At 56.5% G+C, this 22,699-nt stretch carries 13 protein-coding genes; 3 read left to right on the top strand and 10 right to left on the bottom strand.

The features are described 5' to 3' along the window. Nucleotides 1-44: 44 nt before the first annotated feature. The 5 genes from narI to ACQKDS_RS05195 all read right to left on the bottom strand — a co-directional run bounded on the left by narI (nucleotide 45) and on the right by ACQKDS_RS05195 (nucleotide 8,655). Nucleotides 45-722: a respiratory nitrate reductase subunit gamma gene (narI, locus tag ACQKDS_RS05215; protein ID WP_399666480.1), complete on the bottom strand. Its 678-nt coding sequence runs from the start codon at nucleotides 720-722 to the stop codon at nucleotides 45-47. Nucleotides 723-724: 2 nt separating this feature from the next. Then, nucleotides 725-1,444 carry a nitrate reductase molybdenum cofactor assembly chaperone gene (gene narJ, locus ACQKDS_RS05210; RefSeq protein ID WP_399666483.1) on the bottom strand — a complete coding sequence of 240 codons (720 nt, stop codon included), beginning with the start codon at nucleotides 1,442-1,444 and terminating at the stop codon, nucleotides 725-727. Further along, nucleotides 1,441-2,985 (bottom strand): nitrate reductase subunit beta, encoded by a 1,545-nt coding sequence (gene narH, locus ACQKDS_RS05205; RefSeq protein WP_399666486.1) that lies wholly within the window; start codon nucleotides 2,983-2,985, stop codon nucleotides 1,441-1,443. Before narH ends, narJ begins: the two co-directional genes overlap by 4 nt. Beyond that, nucleotides 2,982-6,743 (bottom strand): nitrate reductase subunit alpha, encoded by a 3,762-nt coding sequence (locus ACQKDS_RS05200; protein ID WP_399666489.1) that lies wholly within the window; start codon nucleotides 6,741-6,743, stop codon nucleotides 2,982-2,984. The genes narH and ACQKDS_RS05200 overlap by 4 nt, the downstream gene beginning before the upstream one ends. A gap of 514 nt (nucleotides 6,744-7,257) precedes the next feature. Further along, nucleotides 7,258-8,655, bottom strand: a complete 1,398-nt coding sequence (locus ACQKDS_RS05195) for a NarK family nitrate/nitrite MFS transporter (protein WP_399666492.1) — start codon at nucleotides 8,653-8,655, stop codon at nucleotides 7,258-7,260. A gap of 354 nt (nucleotides 8,656-9,009) precedes the next feature. On the opposite strand from ACQKDS_RS05195, the gene narX reads away from it, so the two are divergent. Next, a complete protein-coding gene (gene narX, locus ACQKDS_RS05190; protein ID WP_399666494.1) occupies nucleotides 9,010-10,788 on the top strand; it encodes a nitrate/nitrite two-component system sensor histidine kinase NarX in 1,779 nt (592 codons plus the stop codon). 26 nt (nucleotides 10,789-10,814) lie between these two features. Continuing rightward, nucleotides 10,815-11,465, top strand: a complete 651-nt coding sequence (narL, locus tag ACQKDS_RS05185) for a two-component system response regulator NarL (RefSeq protein WP_399666497.1) — start codon at nucleotides 10,815-10,817, stop codon at nucleotides 11,463-11,465. Here the strand turns inward: narL and ACQKDS_RS05180 are convergent. Next, complete coding sequence (locus tag ACQKDS_RS05180; protein WP_399666500.1) at nucleotides 11,462-12,982, bottom strand: YchO/YchP family invasin; 1,521 nt, start codon at nucleotides 12,980-12,982, stop codon at nucleotides 11,462-11,464. The genes narL and ACQKDS_RS05180 overlap by 4 nt on opposite strands. 522 nt (nucleotides 12,983-13,504) lie before the next feature. Here ACQKDS_RS05180 and ACQKDS_RS05175 point away from each other — a divergent pair. Then, complete coding sequence (locus ACQKDS_RS05175; protein WP_399666503.1) at nucleotides 13,505-14,164, top strand: prepilin peptidase; 660 nt, start codon at nucleotides 13,505-13,507, stop codon at nucleotides 14,162-14,164. 15 nt (nucleotides 14,165-14,179) lie between these two features. Here the strand turns inward: ACQKDS_RS05175 and ACQKDS_RS05170 are convergent, their stop codons facing one another. From ACQKDS_RS05170 to ntrB, 4 genes are read right to left on the bottom strand one after another with little or no spacing between them, the layout of a single operon-like run. Beyond that, complete coding sequence (locus tag ACQKDS_RS05170; RefSeq protein WP_399666506.1) at nucleotides 14,180-16,828, bottom strand: molybdopterin-dependent oxidoreductase; 2,649 nt, start codon at nucleotides 16,826-16,828, stop codon at nucleotides 14,180-14,182. Next, nucleotides 16,825-20,973, bottom strand: coding sequence for a nitrite reductase large subunit NirB (gene nirB / locus ACQKDS_RS05165; protein ID WP_399666509.1), 4,149 nt, complete (start codon nucleotides 20,971-20,973; stop codon nucleotides 16,825-16,827). The genes ACQKDS_RS05170 and nirB overlap by 4 nt, the downstream gene beginning before the upstream one ends. Nucleotides 20,974-20,995: 22 nt before the next feature. Further along, nucleotides 20,996-21,784, bottom strand: a complete 789-nt coding sequence (locus ACQKDS_RS05160) for an ABC transporter ATP-binding protein (RefSeq protein WP_399666512.1) — start codon at nucleotides 21,782-21,784, stop codon at nucleotides 20,996-20,998. Between the two features lie 10 nt (nucleotides 21,785-21,794). Further along, a complete protein-coding gene (gene ntrB / locus ACQKDS_RS05155) occupies nucleotides 21,795-22,694 on the bottom strand; it encodes a nitrate ABC transporter permease (protein WP_399666514.1) in 900 nt (299 codons plus the stop codon). Between the last annotated feature and the right edge of the window lie 5 nt (nucleotides 22,695-22,699).

Below are 22,699 nucleotides of genomic sequence, written 5' to 3'. Positions count from 1 at the left end.
AAGGTTCGCGAATCAGGCCGCCCCTGATTGAGGCGGCCGATTCATTAACGACGGTTACGCACAACTTGATAACGGCGCGTCAGGTATTCCACCGGCGCACTCCAGATATGCACCAGACGACAGAATGGGAACAGCACAAACAGCGTCATGCCCAATACCATATGCAATTTGAAGATCAAAGCGACGCCCACCAGATGTGCTGAGGCACCGGCGTGGAATGTCACCACCGCCTGCGCCCATCCCACCAGCTTCATCATCTCGCTGCCGTCCATATGTTGGGCGGAAAACGGAATGGTCAACAACCCCAAGCACACCTGCACCACTAACAACGTCAGGATCAAAATGTCACCGGTGCTGCTGGTGGCGCGAACCCGCGGATTGGTCAACCGGCGTTTCAGCAACAACCCGCCCCCTATCAGCGTCATCAGACCGCACGCGCCCCCGGCAATCATCGCCAATTTTTGCTTCACATCAATCGGCAAGAAAGCCTCATACATCCAGTGCGGCGTCAGCATACCGAGAAAATGCCCGGCGAAGATGCCGATAATGCCGACGTGGAACAGATTGGATGCCAGCCGCATCCCTTTTTTATCCAACATTTGGCTCGAGCCGGCACGCCAACTGTACTGGCCATAATCGTAACGCAGCCAACTGCCGATCAGGAAAATCGCCCCCGCCAGATACGGATAAATATCGAAGAAAAACTGATTGATAAATTGCATGATTATCTTCCTTTGGTTGCCGTTGCAGCCAGATCCAGATATTGCGGCGCGACCGCACCGGCAAAACGCCGCTGATGCGCAGTCTGTTGATCAGAACCGCAGCTCGCTTGTTCGCCCAGAAACTTGATTTGCTCTTCCTCCCAAACGGCATCCAACGCCTGCGGCGTATCATCGCGGGTTTCTTTCGCCACCTGTGTTGCCAGCGCCTGCGTCTGCACATCACTACCGGACAACACCAGTAGCAGGTCGAACAGTACGCCATACGGACTTTGGCGCTGGTGCAAGCGCGCGCCGAGCAATGCCAGAATCGGCGCAATATCGCCTAACCCGCCACGCGCCTCATCGATATTTCGGCTGGCGAGGTACTCAAGATACAGCGGCAGAAAATCCGGGAGCTCGCGGCTATCTATCGCCAACCCGGCGGCACGATACTGCTCCATCAGATCAACCATCGCCTGGCCACGGTCGCGGGATTCGCCGTGAACATGTTCGAACAGCAGCAGCGACGTGGCGCGGCCGCGATCGAACAGCTCACAATATTCCGCCTGTACGTCCAACAGCGGTCGGCTGCAAAAACCACGGATAAACTCAATCAGCTGCGCGCTGTGATGCAAATCCAACTCGCTGGCCGATTCCAATGCCGCCAGCAACTCATGCTGATGATCCCACAGCGGCTGATCTGGATAATCCAGCAGGCGGGCTATCACCTGTAAACTGATCATGAGGCATCCCCCTTACCGGCAGTTTTTTGCGTCACGTCAATGGCATCGATACGGCGGCTATTGAACAGATTGAACTTACCGTCGCTGCCGTGGCAGCCGTCACCAAAGCTAAAGCCGCAGCCTTTACTTTCCGGGAACGCTTCACGCGCCAACTCACGGTGACTGGAAGGCACCACAAAACGGTCTTCATAATTGGCGATAGCCAAATAGCGGTACATTTCCTGCGCTTGCGCTTCGCTTAAGCCCACTTGCTCCAGCGCCGTGGTGTCCACAACGCCGTCTACCGTTTCCGCGCGCTTGTAGTGGCGCATAGCCAGCATACGTTTCAACGCCAGCAGCACCGGCGCGGTATCACCCGCGGTGAGCAGGTTCGCCAAATACTGCACCGGAATACGCAGGCTTTCGACGTCCGGCAATACCCCGCTGTGTGCCAGTTCACCGGCATCGGCAGCCGACTGAATCGGTGACAATGGCGGCACATACCACACCATTGGCAAGGTGCGATATTCAGGGTGCAGCGGCAGCGCCAGCTTCCAGTCCATCGCCATTTTGTACACCGGCGACTGCTGTGCCGCATCGATCACGCTTTGTGGCACACCGTCGGCCAATGCTTGCGCAATCACCGCCGGATCGTTGGGATCGAGGAAGATGTCCAACTGGCTTTGGTACAAATCTTTCTCGTTTTCCGTCGCCGCGGCCTGTTCGATACGATCGGCGTCATACAGCAGTACGCCAAGATAACGGATGCGCCCCACACAGGTTTCTGAACACACGGTCGGTTGACCGGCTTCAATGCGCGGATAACAGAAAATACATTTCTCCGACTTGCCGCTTTTCCAGTTGAAGTAAATCTTTTTGTACGGGCAACCGGTCAGGCACATACGCCAACCGCGGCATTTATCCTGATCGATCAGCACAATGCCGTCTTCACCCCGTTTGTAAATCGCACCGCTCGGGCAGGTCGCCACGCACGCGGGGTTGAGGCAGTGCTCACACAGGCGCGGCAAGTACATCATGAAGGTGTTCTCGAACTGGCCGTACATCGCCTTTTGCATGTTGTCGAAATTCTTATCTTGCGAGCGCTTTTCGAACTCGCCGCCCAGAATTTCCTCCCAGTTCGGGCCGTTTTCGATTTTCTTCATGCGCTGGCCGGTAATCAGCGAGCGCGGGCGCGCAATCGGCTGATGCTTGCCCTGCGGTGCCGTGTGCAGATTCTGGTAGTCGTAATCGAACGGCTCGTAATAATCGTCTAACGCCGGTACGTCTGGGTTAGCAAAAATCTTCGACAACAGGCCAACCCGGCCGCCCATGCGCGGTTCCAGTTTGCCGTTAATTTTACGGATCCAGCCGCCCTTCCATTTTTCCTGATCTTCCCAGGCGTGGGGATAGCCAACGCCCGGCTTGCTTTCCACGTTGTTGAACCAGGCGTACTCCATACCTTCCCGGCTGGTCCACACGTTCTTACAGGTAACCGAACAGGTATGGCAACCGATGCATTTGTCCAGGTTCAGCACCATGCCGACTTGCGAACGAATTTTCATTTGGTTTTCTCCTGCTGGCTACCCTGAGTGTCATCATTATCTTCACCGTCCAACCAATCGATACGGTTCATTTTACGCACTACCACAAACTCATCACGGTTAGAGCCAACGGTGCCGTAGTAGTTAAAGCCGTAGCTCAGTTGCGCATAGCCGCCGATCATATGCGTCGGTTTCGGACACACGCGCGTGACGGAGTTATGAATACCACCGCGTTGGCTGGTGATTTCCGATCCCGGAATATTCACGATACGTTCCTGCGCGTGGTACATCATGGTCATACCGGCCGGAATACGCTGGCTCACCACCGCCCGCGCGGTTAGCGCACCGTTGGCGTTAAAGGCTTCGATCCAATCGTTATCTTCAATGCCCAGCTCGCGGGCATCGTCTTCACTGAGCCAGACAATCGGCCCGCCGCGTGACAGCGTCAGCATCAACAGGTTGTCGCTGTACGTGGAGTGAATCCCCCACTTTTGGTGCGGCGTCAGGAAGTTCAGCGCCTTCTCTTTGTTACCATTCGGCTTCTGATTCAGCAGCGGTTGCGCGGCACGGGTATCGATCGGTGGACGATACACCAGCAGACTTTCACCGAAAGCACGCATCCATTCGTGATCTTGATAGATCTGCTGACGGCCGCTAAGGGTGCGCCAAGGGATCAGCTCATGCACGTTGGTATAACAGGCGTTATATGATACGTGCTCATCTTCCAGACCCGACCAAGTCGGGCTAGAGATGATCTTACGCGGCTGCGCCTGAATATCGCGGAAGCGGATTTTCTCGTCTTCTTTATTCAGTGCCAGATGCGTATGGTCACGGCCGGTCACATCGCTCAGTGCCTGCCAAGCTTTCACCGCCACCTGACCATTGGTTTCCGGCGCCAGTGACAGAATCACTTCGGCTGCATCAATCGCCGTTTCGATCTTCGGCCGTCCCGCTGCCGGGCCGTCCGCTTTCACGTAATTCAACTTTTTCAGGAAATCGACTTCGGTCTGGGTATTCCAACTGATCCCTTTACCGCCGTTACCGAGCTTATCCAGCAATGGTCCCAGCGAGGTGAAACGTTGATACGTCGCCGGGTAATCGCGTTCGACCAGCATGATATGCGGCGCGGTTTTGCCGGGAACCAGCTCACATTCGCCAGTTTTCCAATCCTGCACGCCAAACGGCTGCGCCAGTTCAGCGGCGGAGTCGTGCTGAATCGGCAAGGTAACCACATCGGTTTCTTGCCCCAAATGGCCGACACACACTTCCGAGAAGGTTTTCGCGATACCTTTGTAAATTTCCCAATCGCTTTTGGAATCCCAAGCCGGATCGACCGCCGCCGACAGCGGGTGAATAAACGGATGCATATCCGAAGTATTCATGTCGTCTTTTTCGTACCAGGTCGCGGTCGGTAACACGATATCGGAATACAGACAGGTACTCGACATACGGAAATCGAGCGTGACCACCAGATCCAGTTTGCCTTCGCCACCGTTATCTAGCCATTCCACCTCTTGTGGCTTCACGCCGCCCTGCTGGCCCAGATCTTTACCCTGAATGCCATTTTCCGTCCCCAGCAGATACTTCAGCATGTATTCGTGGCCTTTACCGGAAGAACCCAGCAAGTTGGAGCGCCACACAAACAGGTTACGTGGGAAGTTTTGCGGGTTGTCCGGTTGTTCCGCAGCAAAACGCAGTGAACCCTGCTTCAGGCTGTCGACGGTATAATCCAGCGGCGACTGCCCAGCGGCTCTGGCCTGCTGTGCAATATGCAGCGGGTTGGTGTTCAACTGCGGTGCAGAAGGCAACCACCCCATACGCTCGGCGCGCACGTTGAGATCGATCAGACTACCGCCGAAGCGCGACTTATCCGCCAGCGGTGATAACAATTCTTGCGTACCGACGGTTTCGTAACGCCATTGACTAGAGTGGTTATAGAAGAAGGAGGTGCCGTTCATCTGGCGCGGTGGACGTTGCCAGTCCAGCCCGAATGCCAACGGCAACCAACCGGTTTGCGGACGCAGTTTTTCCTGGCCGACGTAGTGTGCCCAGCCGCCGCCGCTCTGGCCGACACAGCCGCAGAACACCAGCATGTTAATCAAACCGCGGTAGTTCATGTCCATGTGATACCAGTGGTTCATCCCGGCACCCACAATGATCATCGAACGCCCATGGGTTTTCTCGGCATTCTGTGCAAACTCGCGCGCAATGCGGATAATATTTTGCCGCGAAACGCCGGTAATTTTTTCTGCCCACGCAGGCGTATAGGCTTTAATTTCGTCGTAGTTCGCCGCGCAGTTGTCGTCATTCAACCCACGGTCAAGGCCATAGTTAGCCAGCGTCAGATCGTATACGCTGGTGACTAACGCCTCGCTACCGTCAGCCAATTGCAGGCGTTTTACCGGCAGTTTGTGCAACAAAATCTCTTCTAATGCAACGCTGCTAAAGTGCTCGCTCTCTGCGCCACCAAAATAAGGGAAGCCGACCTCTGCCACCTCATCTTGTGCACCTAACAGGCTCAATTGCAGCTCAACGTCCCGCTGGTTTTTGCCCTCGCGCTGCTCCAGGTTCCATTTCCCTTGTTCACCCCAGCGGAAACCAATGGAGCCCTGTGGTGCCACCAGTTCGCCCGTCTGCTGATCGATGGCGATGGTTTTCCATTCTGGATTATTCTCTTGCCCCAACCCGTCAACCAGATCGCTGGCACGCAGCATCCGCCCGGCGGCGTAGTAGCCGCCTTCACGCGGCTCCAACAGCACCAACATCGGCATGTCGGTGTAGCGGCGCACATAATCGCGGAAGTAACCCACTTCGCGATCGAGATGGAACTCTTTCAGCATCACGTGGCCCATTGCCAGCGCCATCGCGCTGTCGGTGCCTTGCTTCGGATTGAGCCACTGATCGCACAGCTTGGCGACCTCAGCGTAGTCCGGCGTGACCGCCACGGTTTTGGTGCCTTTGTAACGCACTTCGGTAAAGAAGTGGGCGTCCGGCGTACGCGTTTGCGGCACGTTGGAGCCCCAGGCAATAATGTAAGACGAGTTATACCAATCGGCCGATTCTGGCACATCGGTCTGCTCGCCCCAGGTCATTGGCGAAGCAGGCGGTAAATCGCAGTACCAATCGTAGAAACTCAGGCAGGTGCCGCCAATTAACGACAAATAGCGGGCGCCAGCGGCATAGGAGACCATCGACATCGCTGGGATCGGTGAGAAACCGATAATGCGATCCGGGCCGAAAGTTTTTGCGGTATACACGTTAGACGCGGCAATCAGTTCATTGACCTCTTGCCAACTGGAACGCACAAAACCACCGCGCCCACGGGCGATTTTGTAGCTTTTGGCTTTTTCAGGGTCGGAAACGATAGAGCCCCAAGCATCAACCGGATCGCTGTGCTGTGCTTTTGCTTCACGCCACAGCTTCATCAGGCGTTTACGCATCAGCGGATATTTCAGGCGGTTGGCGCTGTACAGATACCACGAGTAGCTGGCACCGCGCGGGCAACCACGTGGCTCATGGTTTGGCAAATCCGGACGAGTTCGTGGATAGTCAGTCTGCTGGGTCTCCCAAGTGACCAAGCCATTTTTCACGTAGATTTTCCAACTGCATGAACCGGTGCAGTTCACGCCATGGGTTGAACGCACGATTTTGTCGTGCTGCCAGCGGCTGCGATAACCGTCTTCCCAGTCGCGATTGGCGTTCAGCGTCTGGCCGTGCTCACCAGAAAATGGCTCGGCCAGCTGTTTAAAATAGCGGAACCGATCTAAAAACTTGCTCATCCGGAGTTCTCCTGAAGGCTCTCTCGTTGTTGGTATACCGCTGAATCTCAGCCAACGGCTTGAAAGACAACGGGTATAGACATTGCTCAATCTGCGGTCAGCCTACTAATGCGGCCGCGTCAGCAATTTGATTGCGATCAAGGAATATCGGAGAGAAAACCACCAGAAAGAACGAAATACCACCAAAGTATAATGTGTGGAATATTTACTTAAGTGTTGATTTACAATGAAATTATCACTCATCCCGCGCGGTAAGACACCGCACGCAACCTACGGGGATATTTAGGGGTAGACGCCCAATTCATCACCACCGTACGGCCAAACGACCGCGTGTGACGCAGGGCGCTCACGGTTAGTGAATCTAAAGAATAGCGCTTTAGGCGTAAGTGAAATCGGCGGGCAGAAAGCGAGAAATATCAACTTATTGCGCTAACAGGCAAGGTAACAGCGGGAAGGACTTATGGATAGCGGTAAGAAGGGTATCTCCCAAATACGAGAGATACCCACAGCCTGTTTACCCGCGCGCTTTACGCCCGTAAACCAACCAGGTGATAGCAATACAAACGATATAAAACACCAAGAACAGCTTCATGGCGCCAGCAGGCGATCCGGTCATCGCCAGTGAGGTACCAAACGCTTTCGGAATAAAGAAGCCACCGATGGCACCAATGGCAGAAATAAAGCCCAACGCGGCCGCGGAGTCGGTCACCGCTTCACGCTGTGCCACCTCATCCGATCCCCCTTGCGCTTTTACCCGATCGATAGTGATTTTACGGAAAATCACCGCAATCATTTGGAAGGTCGAGCCGCTGCCTAACCCGGCAGTCAAAAACAGCATCATAAATACGCTGTAAAACGCAATGAACGAGCCCTGCGCGCCCTCACCGGGCAAGGTCAAGAACAGCAAACCGGCAAAAATCGCCATCAATATAAAGTTAATCAGCGTCACGCGAATGCCGCCAAAGCGGTCGGAAAGCGCGCCACCGGCAGGACGCGCCAACGCCCCCAGGAATGGGCCAAAAAAGGCGTAATGTAAAATCACCACGTCGGGAAACTGCGTTTTCGATAGCATGGCAAAACCGGCGGAAAAACCGATAAAGGAACCAAAGGTAGCCAGATACAACACACTGAGTATCCACAGATGGCCACGCTTGAGCACCGGTAACTGCTGGCTGAGTGACGCTTTAGATGCCGCCAGATCGTTCATGCCAAACCACGCCGCCAAGGTAAACAGCACCAAGAATGGCACCCAGATCCACGCGGCGTTTTCCAACCACAGTTCGCCGCCGTATGGCTGCGGGTGGCCGGTGCCGCCAAAAATGCCGAACATACCGACCGCAATCGCTAATGGCGCAACCAGTTGCATCACGCTGACGCCCAGGTTGCCTAATCCACCGTTGATGCCCAGCGCCCCGCCCTGTTTAGCTTTAGGGAAGAAGAAGCTGATATTGGCCATGCTAGAGGCAAAGTTAGCACCGGCAAAACCACACAACAGCGAGATGGCGATAAAGGTGTTGAACGAGGTGTGGGTATCCTGCACCGCATAGCCTAACCACAGGCACGGGATAACCAAAAAACCAGTGCTGATCGCCGTCCAACGGCGGCCACCAAACAGCGGAATGACGAAGGAATAAGGCACGCGGAGAATCGCGCCAGAAACGGAAGGCAGCGCGGTTAACAGGAACAATTGGTCGGTGGTAAAGTTAAAGCCGACCTTATTGAGGTTAACGGCGACGGCGCTGAACAACATCCAGACGCAGAATGCCAATAACAGACAAGGCACTGAAATCCATAGGTTACGGCTGGCGATACGGTGACCCCGCTGTTGCCAGAACTCAGTATTCTCGGGTTGCCAATCCTGAATAACCGCGCCCGTTTTATTCTTTAATAATGGCGTTGCAGATTGCGACATAATAACCTCAGAAACACGATGATAACTTCGCTCACCCTAGTGTTCCCGTGTTGCGCAAAAATTGATGCACATCAACGCTAATGCAGGTAGTCACTTGGCTAAAATCCCCTCACATCCCTTAGTGAGTAGCCCACTAACCAGAAATAACCCTTAGTATTTCAGATAAATACACCATCCATCTCACAACCAAAGCTCAGCACTCGTTCAGTATGGAAACTAATGAGTACTTCGTTATAGGTATGGGGTTATGCCTAGGGATAATCAAAAATAGCGCTAAGTCGTTAGTGAAACCACTGGCTGTCGTTCTCTGGTTTCTTGCTGTCATCATGCCACACCGTCAGGGATTCACATTTTATGAAACCGTTACTGGCTCCGTTATCCATTGTTAATCAGGTTGCCTTGTTGATGTTACTGCTTGGCCTGTTGGGCATTGCAGGCATGAGCACCTCGGCCTGGATGTCACAAAGCATACAGGGTAACGCGCATGCCATAAATAAAGCCGGATCGTTGCGCATGCAAAGCTATCGCTTATTGGCTCAGGTGCCCCTCGACGACAACAGTGAGGTGTTGATTCGTGAGCTGGATGCGGATGAAAACAGCCGCGATTTACAGCGCTCGGTCGAACAAGAAGGGCTAACCGGACAGTTTCAAGCGCTGCGGGCTTACTGGCACCAAACGCTGCAACCCCACCTGCGTCAGGCCAAGCGGCCAGAAGACGCCGCTCCCCAAGTCGCCCATTTTGTCCGTCTGTTGGATACGCTGGTTTCTGATATTGACCAACGTACCGAACGCCGCTTATGGCTGGTAACGCTGGTACAGTGGATATTTATCGCCCTGACCCTACTGATGTTGATTGGCACCATCTGTTATCTGCGCCGCCGCTTGCTGCATCCGTGGCGTCAACTGGTAACGATGGCGATCGCCGTTGGTCACGGTGACTTCAGCCAACGTTTTGCCCAGCGTGGGCATCAGGACGAAATGGCCTCGCTCGGCGGTGCGCTAAACACCATGTCGGATGAACTGTCTGCCATGTACCAAGGGCTGGAACAGCGCGTAGCGGACAAAACGGCCGATCTGCAACAGAAAAATCAACTGCTGGGCTTTCTGTATCAGTCCAGCCGCCAGTTGCATACCAGTGAGCCGCTCTGCAGCCGGCTCACGCCAATTCTCAATCAGTTACAACACCTGACGCCGCTGCGGTCGATACGGCTACGGCTGTACGAAAACAACAGCCAAGAAACCTTTTTGCAGTTGAGTAACCATCAACCATTGCGGCCTGAATACTGCAACAATCCGTTGTGCAGCGCCTGCCTGAATGACAATGAGCAACCGCAACGCGACTCCCCCTCATTAAGTTGGAGCCTGAGCGATAAACTGGGTAATTACGGCGTGCTGATGGCGCAGAACCCAAAACCGTTAACGGATGACCACAAGCAGTTGATGAACATGCTGGTAGAACAACTCACCAGCGTGCTGGCGATTGAACGCCAGGTCGATCACCAACAGCAGTTGATGTTGATGGAAGAGCGTGCGGCCATCGCCCGCGAACTGCATGACTCGATCGCTCAGTCGCTGTCGTGCCTGAAAATGCAGATCGCTTGCCTGCAAATGCAGAGCCAAGATTTGCCCGAGGCCAGCCTGACGCTGGTGCAACAAATGCGAGAAGAGCTTAATACCGCTTATCGCCAGTTGCGCGAACTGTTAACCACCTTCCGTTTGCGGCTAAGTGAGCCGGGGTTGCTGGCGGCGCTGCAATCGGCCGTGCAGGAATTCAGCACCCGCATGGGGATCAACATTGAACTGGATTATCAGTTAGGGCCGCGCACCGTTCCCGCCTATCAGGCTATCCACCTGCTGCAAATTGCCCGCGAAGCACTGAGCAACATTCACAAACATGCTCAAGCCAGCCAGGTCGGTATTCAGGTGACCAACCTGCAAGGCGAAGTGACCTTAACAGTCAGCGACAACGGTCGGGGCCTGCCCGAAAACTGTGAACGTCCCGATCACTACGGCCTGATCATTATGCGCGATCGTGCCAAAAGCCTGCATGGTCGCTGCGACATCGTACCGCGCAGCGGTGGCGGCACTGAAGTGCGGGTCGTATTCCGCCCAGATAATCACGCCATCGATTAATCGTTAAACCGAATAAAGGAGACATTATGACGACGGAAGACGCCGCCACCATATTACTGATTGACGACCATCCGATGCTTCGCAACGGCGTCAAACAATTGATTAGCATGGACGCACGGCTACAGGTGATCGCCGAAGCCAGCAATGGCGAACAGGGGGTCGAACTGGCTGAACAATGGGATCCCGACTTGATCCTGCTCGATCTGAATATGCCGGGCATGAACGGTCTGGAAACGCTCGACCGCCTGCGTTTAACCGCCCTTTCCGGCCGTATCGTGGTTTTCAGCGTCTCAAATCAGGAAGACGATGTGGTGAATGCGCTGAAACGCGGAGCCGACGGGTACTTGCTGAAAGACATGGAGCCGGAAGCGTTACTCAAAGCACTGCATCAGGCCGCCGCCGGACAAATGGTACTCAGCGACGCCCTAACACCTATTTTAGCCGCCAGCCTGCGGGAAAACCGCCCGGCCGCCGAACGGGATATTCAGCAACTTACGCCGCGCGAACGCGATATCTTAAAACTGATCGCCCAAGGGTTGCCCAACAAGTTGATTGCGCGCAAGCTGATGATCACCGAAAGCACGGTGAAAGTACACGTCAAACATCTGCTGAAAAAGATGAAGCTGAAATCCCGCGTCGAAGCCGCCGTCTGGGTACTGCAAGGCAAAAATGGCTAGCGATTACCGTTTTCAAACAACGGCCCGGTCGCGACAGGCACTGCCGGTGGCGGCAAAGTGTGCGGTGCGAACAAACCGGCAGCAGCGCCCTCTAATGACAGCGGCGGCATGACCTGCAAGGTGATCCAGTTAGAGGTCACGCGCTGTTGCTTGTCATCCTCTACGGTTACCGAAAGCCGATAACGGTTATCGGCGTCTGGCGCGTTATCCCATGCAGGAATAATCACGCTCCAGCCACGCGTATCTTGGTTATTCTTCGGCGGCGTCAGGCTAAGCGCCTGCGTATCCCCCTGCCAACTGACGCGCGCGATTTTATTGCTGGCCTTAATCTCCACGACCAGCGGTAACGTTTCCCCCGGTTGCAGCTGCCACGGCGGAGTAGCCAAAAATACCTGCAAGGTTTTGCGCTGGCGAAATTCCAATACCGGTAGGTTTTTGCGCTCAATGTTATCGTAGCGGCTACCACGTAATGATTTCGCCTTAGCGACATATTCCGACGAGATTTGCTTCACCAGTGGCACACCTAGGCGATAACTGAGCCCCAGCTCCACGGAGTCTTGCGTTTCCCCGCCTTGCCCTAACTTATGCTGCGCTTTGAGTGTCACCAGCGGCACCGGCGTATAGCTAAGCCCAAGCGCCATCGCGCGGGGATCGTCTTGCTTGTTGCCGCTGCCGAACAGGTCAACATTATCGCCACGGTACTGCTCGAAGCGCAATGAGGCGCCTAACTGACGGTAAAAAGGCAGATAACCTTGAGTCGTGATGTCATAGCCCCGCGCCGGGCGGCTGAGAAAAATGCCGTCGCTTGGCTGCCGCGCCATCTCGGACAACGGATGGTAATAGTTGGCGGAAAAACGCAGATAGTTTCCCCAGGCCTCCGCACCGATGCTGCCACGGTTACGCTGGTTTTCCACATCACGATCGAACACCGTGTTATAACCCAGCAGCCAATCGCCCGCGATCCAACGCTGCCCCACGCCGATATTGGCTAATGCACTGTCAGTTTGCTGCGAATACCCCAGTTGGCTATAGGTCAGCACGCCATCCAGATCATACAGCGGGCTAAAGAGCTGCCCATGACTCCCAGAGAAATCCCCCTCGGGTGAGACCGTGAACGACAGTTGAGCTGTCCCTAACGGCGAGAGCAGTTCCTGCGCCTGCTGTTGCAGTAAAGACGTCGCCTGATCAATGACATAGCTTTCTGCCCGGGTGAATACCTGCTGGCGAGAAACCTGATTTAAATTACGCTCGCCCAGTTGTTTAGCCATGGTGGCCCACTCTTTTTCACGGGCTTGATCGTCCGCCGCATTGCCGCCCAGCTCGGGTAAATCAGGCTGCGTGCGCACACCACTGGGCATCGAATGCGTCACGGAGTCTGGTGCCGGAGGGGATTGTGCCCACGCCGATGGCGCAGCCAGCAGTGACGCCCACAGCACAACGACCCAGCGCCGCGGTTTGGGGATTTTAACGGGATTATCAGGAAATGAACTGCGAATAATACGAATAACTTGTGCCATCAGACTGACGCGATGACCTCATCCAGAGGGCATGACGGACGACCTTTTTGCTGCGGCCACTCCTGGCGGCAGACAACCAAACTTGCGCTCACTATAGCACAACGGCGCTCCGGAGCATTTCGCCGGGCCGATTGCCCTAAACCGCACCCTATATACCCAAGATAATTCGAGTTGCTTGTAGACGGCAACTGAATGAGCCCCTTGCAGCATAGCCAACTAGGCGACTAGGGTGAAGCAAGGCAGCCAACCCCAAGAAACTTGAAGTATAAAGGGTATAGGTTAGCCAGAGTACGCGACCTCACCCGTTTAACCATCAGATAAACCTCAATCTGCGGCGTACACGGCCTGATATCCCGCCAAATCAAGCCAACGCCGGGGATGTTAGCGACACATCACGCCGCTGCCTACCCTGCGCAATTTTGCGCAGCCGTTAGCAATAACGACAAGTCGTCGGCCAAACCGCTCGGCGAACGCCATCCGAGCGCGTATGTTCAGCACTTTCACCGCTTGAGGATCCCCGTCATGGAAGACATTTGGTTGCCGCTGCTGTGGCTGTCTATTGTTCCCGCATCGTGGCTGGCCTATCAGTTAATTCTTCGTGCGCAGCGACTCATGCAGTGGCGTTGGCAAATGACGCAAGCCTCATCACCGCCGGTCGCCTTCGCGGCGGTAGCGGGCGCCTGCACCTTCGCTGCGGTCATCATCGGCCTGGCACACCCGCCACCGGGGCAGTTATTGCTGTTGATGGCGCTGGCAATCATCCTGACGGCGTTGGCCTTTATCGATCATCTGTACCAATGGTTACCCGATAGCCTGACGTTACCGCTCCTGTGGGGCGGATTATGGGTGAATCTGCACTGGCCGTTTGTGCCCTTGGCTGACAGCGTGCGCGGCGCAATATGTGGCTATCTGCTGTTGTGGGGCATTAACCGTATTTATCTCCTGGTTCGCGGCCGTCAAGGGATCGGCCACGGTGATTTCAAACTGTTGGCGGCGCTGGGGGCCTGGGGCGGGTGGAACATCGTGCCGATGATACTGTTATTGGCTTCACTGTGCGCCCTGCTGATCGGCTTGCCGCTGTATCTGCAACGGCAAACATCGTGGCAAACGCCGTTACCCTTCGGCAGCTATCTGGCGCTGGCGGGTGGCCTGTCATTAGCGTTTTTGGCCTCCGTGCCGTGACGGGGTTATCTTTCGCTATGCTACTCGCGGTGTCGCATGTTGCTGCAGCAATTTTTTCAGTTCAGGCAGGCACGAGCCGCAGTGGGTGCCGCATTGCAACCGCTCACCCAGCGCCGCCGTGCTGTGGCAACCTTGCTGTATCGCAGCGGCAATACGCGCTTCACCCACCCCAGCGCAGCTGCACACCGTGGCCCCTTCGGCCATCTGCCCCGGCGCACTGCGACCAGCCAGCAAGGCTAACCGCTGGGCACCGCTCTCGGGGGGGCAATCAAACGCCGATAGTATCGCCTCTCGCTCTAAAGCCAGCGACATCTGACGGCTATAAAACGCCAGATGTACTTCGCCCTGCCGCCAGCCAATGAGGTGAAACCCATGCTGAGAAAAGTGCGCCGTTTGCAGCGTCAGGCCGTCAAGGCCAAAATGCTGTTGTAGCCAGCCCAGCCAATCGTCAATCGGCTGCTGCCCGGCCATGATCAAATGCGTCACCGCCCGTTGTGCGACCCGGCTCCAATACACGCCCTGCGGCGGCGCAGCACCACGGCGCAAAAAAATCTCTGCCTGCCAGCGACTGTGCCAGCAGCTAACGCGCACCGGCGCATGTTTGCTTTCGGGCTGGCCGGAATCGGCATCAACCACCGCTGGGATCAGGCAGTCCACCCGGCCTTGCGCCGTAAATTGCGCATTCCAATGCATGGGGACGAACAGGCTACCACGCTGCTGCCCGGTAACGAGCTGCGCACGCGCCATCATCCAACCGTACGGCGAACTGATCCGTACCAGCTGACCATCCGTAATCCCCAAGGGCGCGGCATCCTGTGGATGAATCTCACAAAACGGCTCGCTAATGTGGCGCATCAGCCGTGCGGTACGGCCGGTGCGTGTCATGGTATGCCACTGATCGCGGATACGGCCGGTATTTAGCAGTAGCGGATACTGCGGCGATGGCGCGTTACGCGGCAAGCGCGGCGTAATGGGTAACAGCCGTGCTCTGCCATTCGGATGCAAGAAACGACCATCGGTGAACAATCGCTGGCAACCTTGCGGATGCTGTGCATTGATCGGCCACTGCATCGGCGGCATGTGCCGCCATTGCTGCCGGTCGTAGTGTGCCAGCCCGCTAATATCAAACGCACGCGTGCCCTGGTTTTCAAAACCTGACAGGGCCGCATGCTCGCGGAAAATATCCGCCGGATGTTGATAAGCAAACGCCTCGGAAAATCCCATCCGGGCGGCGACCTGGCAGACAATCCACCAGTCGGCCTTGGCCTCCCCCGGCGCGGGGAGAAACGCGCGTTGCCGGGAAATACAGCGTTCGGAATTGGTCACGCTGCCCTCTTTTTCTCCCCAAGCCAGCGCTGGCAAACGAATATGTGCCAACTCCGCGGTATCGGTGTTGGCCATGACATCAGAAATCACCACCAGCGGGCAGTGTTTTAGCGCTTGGCGTACCGCATCGGCGTCCGGCATCGATACCGCCGGATTGGTGCCCATGATCCACACCGCTTTCACTTGTCCATCGGCCAACGCGCGAAATAAATCCACCGCATTGAGCCCCGGCTGCTGCGCCATCTGCGGTGAGCCCCAAAACCGCTGTAGCCGATCGGTATCTTCAGCGTTGAACCCCATATGCGCCGCTAATTGATTAGCCAGCCCGCCGACCTCACGCCCTCCCATAGCATTTGGCTGACCGGTAATCGAAAAGGGCCCGCAGCCGGGCTTGCCGATACGCCCTGTGGCCAGATGAAGATTAATAATGGCGCTGCATTTATCCGCGCCGCTAGAAGATTGATTGATGCCCATCGAGTACATCGTCAGCCAGTTTTCCGTCGTGGACAATAAACGGTAGAACGCCATCACCGCACTCAGTGGCAAAGCGCAAAATTCTGCGACACGTTCAGGCGACCATGGCGCGGCAGCCTCTAGGGCGGCCGCAGCACCGTCGGTATGCCGTTGTAAGAAATCCGTATTTAACTGCTGCTGTTGTTCCAGCCAATGCAGCGCACCGTTGAACAATGCCGCATCGCTGCCGGGGCGTAAAGGCAGATGTAAATCGGCACTGTCGCAGGTGGCGGTTTCGCGTGGGTCAATCACCACGATCTTCATCTGCGGCCGCTGGGCGCGCGCGTTAACTATCCGCTGATACAGCACCGGGTGCGCCCATGCGGTATTCGAACCGCACAGGATCACCAGATCCGCCGCATCAATATCCTGATAGCTGCACGGTACGGCGTCGCCACCCAAGGCGCGTTTGTACCCCACCACCGCCGACGCCATGCACAGCCGGGAGTTAGTATCGATATTGGCCGCGCCGATATAGCCTTTCATCAACTTATTGGCGACATAATAATCCTCGGTCAACAGTTGGCCGGAGGCATAAAACGCCACCGCCTGCGGGCCATGTTGCTGAATAATCTGGCTGAAACGCTGTGCCACCGTATCTAACGCCTGCGGCCAGCTCACGGTTTGGCCGTCAACCTGCGGGGAGAGCAGCCGCCCGTCCAGATCGAGGGTTTCCGCCAATGCGCTGCCTTTCACACACAACCGCCCCTGATTAGCCGGATGGGTCACATCGCCGCTCACGCTAATGCCCCCATTTTGCCGCTCGACCGCCACCCCGCAGCCGACGCCGCAATAAGGGCAAGTAGTACAATGTGGCATGCTCATGATGTCGCCCCCGCCGTTTCAACTAACGCATTGGCTATCGGTTCGGGTTGATTGCAGACCTGCACGCGGCCGTCCTCCACCCGCACCGGCCAAACCGCGATGCGCAGAGCGGCCTCATCGAGACTGGCGCCGTCACGCAGGCGGAAGCGTTGTTTATACAGCGGAGAAATAACAATCGGTTCACCGGCGACGTCACCCACTAATCCACGCGCCAGTACGTTGGCTCCGCTACCCGGTTCATGGTTCGCCAGCGCATAAACGCCGCTGCCGGGCAGATGAAACAGGGCAATCTGTTGGCCGCTGCGCATGCGGGCGGCAATACCGCTGTGCACCGGAATATCATCCAGCCGGCAAATATCCTCCCACTGTGCCGAGCCAGAACCGACCACCGGCGTCTCGATCCGTAATTCTTGCGTATTGATTGCCGCAGGGCGACGCTGCCCCCGCTCAGATTGCCATACCACTGCCTCATCCGGGTGTTCGCTGTTAACGAAAGCGCGGAACTGCTGCAAACGCGCCGGGCTGGCCAACGTGGTTTGCCACTCACATTGATAACTGGCCACCACCGCCTGCATCTCACTTTCCAATTCGGCGGCAATATGCAGGCTATCGTTGATGATCACCTCGCGCAGATAATCCAGACCGCCCTCAAGATTGTCCATCCAAGTGCTGGTGCGTTGCAGCCGATCGGCGGTGCGAATGTAAAACATCAGGAAGCGATCAACGGTGCGGATCAGCGTTTCGGTATCCAGATCGCTGGCAAACAGATCGGCGTGACGCGGTTTCATGCCGCCATTCCCGCACAGATAGAGATTCCAGCCTTTGTCGGTGGCAATCACGCCGACATCTTTACTTTGTGCTTCGGCACATTCCCGCGTACAGCCTGAAACCGCCATTTTAATTTTATGCGGCGATCGCAGCCCCTTGTAACGGTGCTCAAGCTCAATCGCCAGTCGGGTAGAATCCTGCACGCCGTAACGGCACCAGCTCGATCCCACGCAGGATTTCACCGTTCGCAGCGATTTACCGTAGGCATGGCCGGTTTCAAACCCGGCGTCCACTAACTGCTGCCAGATCTCTGGGAGTTGCTCAAGGCGAGCGCCAAACATGTCCACCCGTTGACCACCGGTAATTTTGGTATACAGTTGATAGCGCTGCGCTATTTCACCGATGGCAATCAACCCGGCCGGGGTGATTTCACCGGCAGGCACGCGCGGCACCACCGAATAGGTACCGTCCTTTTGAATGTTGGCGAAGAAACGGTCGTTGGTATCCTGCAAGGGCAAGTGCTGCGGTTTGAGCAGATACTCATTCCAGCACGAGGCCAGAATCGACGCCACCAGCGGTTTGCACACCTCACAACCGTGGCCGTGACCGTGTTTCTCCAGCAACTCGCCGAAGGTACGGATGTTGCCCACACGCACCAAATGATAAAGCGCCTGACGCGAATAGGCGAAATGCTCGCAAACGTCTGGTTTCACCTCGACGCCGCGCTGTGCCAATTCATGCTCCATCACCTGCTTGACCAATGCGCTGCACCCACCACAGCCGCTGCCTGCCTTGGTACAAGCCTTCACCGCCGCAAAATCTGTACAGCCTTGCGCTACCGCATCGTTGATGTCCCCCTTGCTGACATTGTGACACGAACAGATTTGGGCGCTGACCGGTAAGGCAGAAACCCCCAATGCTTTTGGCGCTGCCCCGGTCAACGTTGGCAGGATCAGGCTTTCCGGCGAGGACGGCAACGGCAGATCGTTCAGCATCATCTGCAACAGCGTGCTGTAATCGCTGCTGTCACCGACCAATACCGCCCCCAGTAGGCGCGTGCTATCGCCAGATACCACCAGTTTTTTGTACACCTCCGCCGGGCCATCCACCCAACTGTAGCTTTGGCTGCCCGGCGTACTCCCGTGCGCATCGCCAATCGAAGCGACGTCCACGCCCAACAGCTTCAGTTTGGTGCTCATATCCGCGCCGCTAAACGCGTTGTCGATCCCTGCCAAGGTGTCGGCCACGGTGCGTGCCATTTGATAGCCCGGCGCGACCAGGCCAAAGATCTGCTCATGCCACAAGGCGCATTCACCAATCGCGAAGATGTTTTCGTCACTGGTACGGCATTGATCATCAATCACAATACCGCCGCGTGCCCCCACCGTCAGCTCGGCGCTGCGCGCCAGTTGGTCGCGCGGGCGAATCCCCGCAGAAAAAAGGATTAAATCCGTTTCCAACGCTTCACCCTCAGCAAAAATCATGCGGTGACGGTGTAACTGCCCCGCTTCGATCGCCCGGGTTTCTTTGCCGGTATGCACGCTGACCCCGAGCGCCTCAATTTTTTTGCGCAGCATGGTCGCCCCGCCCTCATCCAGTTGTACCCCCATTAAACGCGGCGCAAACTCGACGACGTGGGTATCCAATCCCAATTGCTTTAAGGCGTTAGCCGCTTCCAGCCCCAGCAGCCCGCCCCCCACCACCACGCCAACCCGGGCGTTTTCTGCGCTTTTGGCAATCGCCGCCAAGTCGTCCAACGTGCGATACACCAAACAGTCTGGCCGCTGATTGCCGGGGATCGGCGGAACGAACGGATACGATCCGGTCGCCAACACCAATTGGTCATAAGGCGTTTCACGGCCGTCCGCGTCGATCACACAGCGGCGCGAACGATCGATGGCACACACCGTTTGCCCGAGTCGTAATTCAATACCGCTGCGCTCGAAGAACCCCTCTTCAACCATCGACAGTGACGCAGCACTGCGGCCGGAGAAAAACGCCGACAAATGCACACGATCATAGGCCGCCACCGGCTCTTCGCCGAACACCACAATGTGATAGCGATGATGCAGCTCACGCGCCACTAACTGTTCCAGAAAATGGTGACCTACCATACCGTGACCGGCAACCAGCAAAACGGGTTTGTGCATTTCAGATCTCCTCTCACTCACCGCCACGGCGGTGTCGGGTTCGGTACGGCCGAACAGCAGCGCCGCCGGATCGTTGACCGGTTGGCCCAGTTGCCGTAAATAAAATTGACTGTCACTGGCGTCGCCATACAGCAAGACGCCGCGCAAACGGCCGTCGCGTACCCGCAGACGACGATAATGTTGTGCCGGTCGATCCTCGGCGTAATACACCTCGCCACGGTCGTCACCGCTAATATCACCGGCGCACAGCATGTCGATCCCGCTGACTTTCAAGCGCGTATTGACCGGTGCGGGTTGAAAAGGGGCGATGACTTGCCCGGCTAACCGTTGCGCTAACAACTGCGCTTGCTGCCAGCAAGGTGCCACCAGCCCAAACGTGGCCTCACCTAACTGAGTGCATTCACCCACGGCAAACACGGCGCGATCGCTGGTTTGCATCTCACCGTCAATCAGGATGCCGCGCTGGCATGCCAGCCCAGCCTCGCGCGCCAATTGCACTTCAGGCTCCACCCCCGCGGCAATCACCACCAAATCGCACGCCAGCCGTTTGCCGTGGCTCAAGGTCGCAGCCTGTACCCGCTCCGTACCGTGAAAAGCGCTCACCTGACACGCCAAATGGCACTCAATGCCGCGTTCCGTCAAATTGCTTTGCAGCATGGCTGCCGCTGTGGCATCCAATTGACGCTCCATTAGATGCTCCCCGCGATGAACCACAGCGGTGGGGATGGCGCATGCGGTCAGCGCCGCAGCGGCCTCAATACCCAACACGCCGCCGCCGACCACCAGCGCCCGCGCGCCGGCACGGCAGTGGCTCAGCATCGCTTGCACATCGTCCAGGGTGCGAAAACCATAAATCGCCGGTAAGGTAATCCCCGGCGTTGGCGGCATCCACGGGCGTGAACCGGTGGCAAACACCAGCAGGTCATAGGCCACCCGACGTTGCGCAGTGATAACCTGCTTCGCACGGCAATCGACCGCCAACGCCGGTTCCCCAGCCAGCAATTGCACCGCGTGGTCGGTATACCACTGCGGCGGGTGCAGTACGGTGTCAGTGAAAGTTTTCTCCCCGGCCAACACCGGCGACAGCAAAATGCGGTTGTAGTTACCCCGCGGCTCCGCACCTATCACCGTGATGGCATAGCGCTGCGGCGCGAGTTGACACAGCGTCTCCACTAGCCGCATACCCGCCATGCCATTACCGATCACCACCAATCGTTGTTGCGTCATGTTTCACCCCAATTGCTGCCTACTACGCCGCTTTTGCCTGCTTTTCGTATAAGAATTTCAACACTTGCTGGCGGTAATGGTGATACGCCGGATCGTCGGCCAACTCGACGCGCGAACGTGGCCGCTTGAGGTCAACGGCCACTATTTCACCCACGGTGGCCGCCGGGCCGTTGGTCATCATCATCACGCGATCGGACAGCAACACCGCTTCGTCCACGTCATGGGTGATCAGCACAATGGTGGTGTGCAACCGCTGTTGTATTTCCATTACCGCATCCTGCAAGTGCGCGCGGGTTAAGGCATCCAGCGCGCCGAAAGGCTCATCCATCAGCAACACTTTCGGTTTTATGGATAGTGCGCGGGCGATGCCGACGCGCTGTTTCATCCCGCCGGAAATCTCATGCGGCCGCTTGTGCAGCGCATGGCTCATGTGCACCAACGCCAGGTTGTGCTCGATCCATTCCTGCATTTCGCGGTGGCTCATCTGCTGCCGGAACACCTGATTCACCGCTAACGCCACGTTTTCAAAGCAGGTCAACCACGGCAACAACGAGTGATTCTGGAATACCACGCCGCGATCGGGGCCAGGGCCGGCAATCTGTTGGTTGTCGCACAGCAGTACGCCGTCGCTCGGCTGTGTCAAACCGGCGATCAGATTCAGCAGTGTTGATTTACCGCAGCCGGAATGGCCGATCAGGCTGACGGTTTCTCCGGGTTGAATATCAAAGCTCACCTGTTGCAACGCGATGAACTCCCCTTGTGGCGTGTTAAAACGCTGGCTAACATTTTGCACCTGAATAATCGGTTTCATGGCGTGCTCCTTAATGACGCTGATAACTGAAACGTTTTGCTAACAACATCAACCCCTGCTCCAACAGCAGCCCGACCACGCCAATCACAATAATGGCGATAATGATGTTTTCGACGTTGAGGTTGTCCCACTCATTCCAGATCCAAAAACCGATACCGACGCCGCCGGTCAGCATTTCCGCGGCCACAATCACCAGCCAGGCAATGCCAATCGACAAACGCACGCCGGTCAACATATAAGGCAGTACCGCGGGGAAGAGGATCTTGCGCATTACCGTCCATTCCGACAGTTTCAATACCCGCGCCACATTGAGATAATCCTGTGGGATACGCGTCACACCTTCTGCGGTATTGAGGATCATCGGCCAGATGGCGCAGATAAAGATGGTCCAGGTAGACGCCGGTTCGGCACGCTGAAACAGCAATAAGCCAATCGGTAGCCAAGCCAATGGGCTAACCGGACGCAGCAGGGAAATAATCGGGTTCAGCATATGCGCCAGAAAGCTAAATCGGCCAAGCAAAAAACCCGCAGGAATGCCCACCAATGCTGCTAAACCGAAACCGATCGCCACGCGCTGGAGTGACGCCAACACATTCCAGCCAATCCCTTGGTCGTTTGGACCGGCGGAGTAAAAAGGATCGGCAAACAGCGTCAGCGCCGCCTGCCAGGTAGCCAACGGCGTCGGGAAGCCGTCACTATTAAGCGCGGCAATCTGCCACACCATCAGCGTGAGCACCACGCCCAGCCCCACCGGTATCAGGCGGTGCAAGGCCTGCCGCCACGGTCGTTCGCCGCGCGATGGGCTAGCCGAGCTTATGACCGCGGGTGCGTCGTCTTTCGTCTCTTTCAGCGGCACAATTTTGGCGCCTACCGGCGCTGTCGGTTCGATGCGTTCAGCCAGATTCTTCATTACCT

The sequence above is a fragment of the Serratia sp. NPDC078593 genome (genome assembly GCF_050268245.1).
Taxonomy (GTDB): Bacteria; Pseudomonadota; Gammaproteobacteria; order Enterobacterales; family Enterobacteriaceae; genus JBNNGK01.
Note: the sequence above shows the minus strand (reverse complement) of the source record. Positions and strands in the feature narration are given on the sequence as shown.

Bases quoted from the DNA above. Each gene is read 5' to 3' on its own strand.
- narH (WP_399666486.1), bottom strand. From the start codon at position 2,985: ATGAAAATTCGTTCGCAAGTCGGCATGGTGCTGAACCTGGACAAATGC.
- ACQKDS_RS05175 (WP_399666503.1), top strand. From the start codon at position 13,505: ATGGAAGACATTTGGTTGCCGCTGCTGTGGCTGTCTATTGTTCCCGCA.
- ntrB (WP_399666514.1), bottom strand. From the start codon at position 22,694: ATGAAGAATCTGGCTGAACGCATCGAACCGACAGCGCCGGTAGGCGCC.
- ACQKDS_RS05160 (WP_399666512.1), bottom strand. From the start codon at position 21,784: ATGAAACCGATTATTCAGGTGCAAAATGTTAGCCAGCGTTTTAACACG.
- narX (WP_399666494.1), top strand. From the start codon at position 9,010: ATGAAACCGTTACTGGCTCCGTTATCCATTGTTAATCAGGTTGCCTTG.
- ACQKDS_RS05170 (WP_399666506.1), bottom strand. From the start codon at position 16,828: ATGAGCATGCCACATTGTACTACTTGCCCTTATTGCGGCGTCGGCTGC.
- ACQKDS_RS05180 (WP_399666500.1), bottom strand. From the start codon at position 12,982: ATGGCACAAGTTATTCGTATTATTCGCAGTTCATTTCCTGATAATCCC.
- nirB (WP_399666509.1), bottom strand. From the start codon at position 20,973: ATGACGCAACAACGATTGGTGGTGATCGGTAATGGCATGGCGGGTATG.
- narJ (WP_399666483.1), bottom strand. From the start codon at position 1,444: ATGATCAGTTTACAGGTGATAGCCCGCCTGCTGGATTATCCAGATCAG.
- narL (WP_399666497.1), top strand. From the start codon at position 10,815: ATGACGACGGAAGACGCCGCCACCATATTACTGATTGACGACCATCCG.
- ACQKDS_RS05200 (WP_399666489.1), bottom strand. From the start codon at position 6,743: ATGAGCAAGTTTTTAGATCGGTTCCGCTATTTTAAACAGCTGGCCGAG.
- ACQKDS_RS05195 (WP_399666492.1), bottom strand. From the start codon at position 8,655: ATGTCGCAATCTGCAACGCCATTATTAAAGAATAAAACGGGCGCGGTT.
- narI (WP_399666480.1), bottom strand. From the start codon at position 722: ATGCAATTTATCAATCAGTTTTTCTTCGATATTTATCCGTATCTGGCG.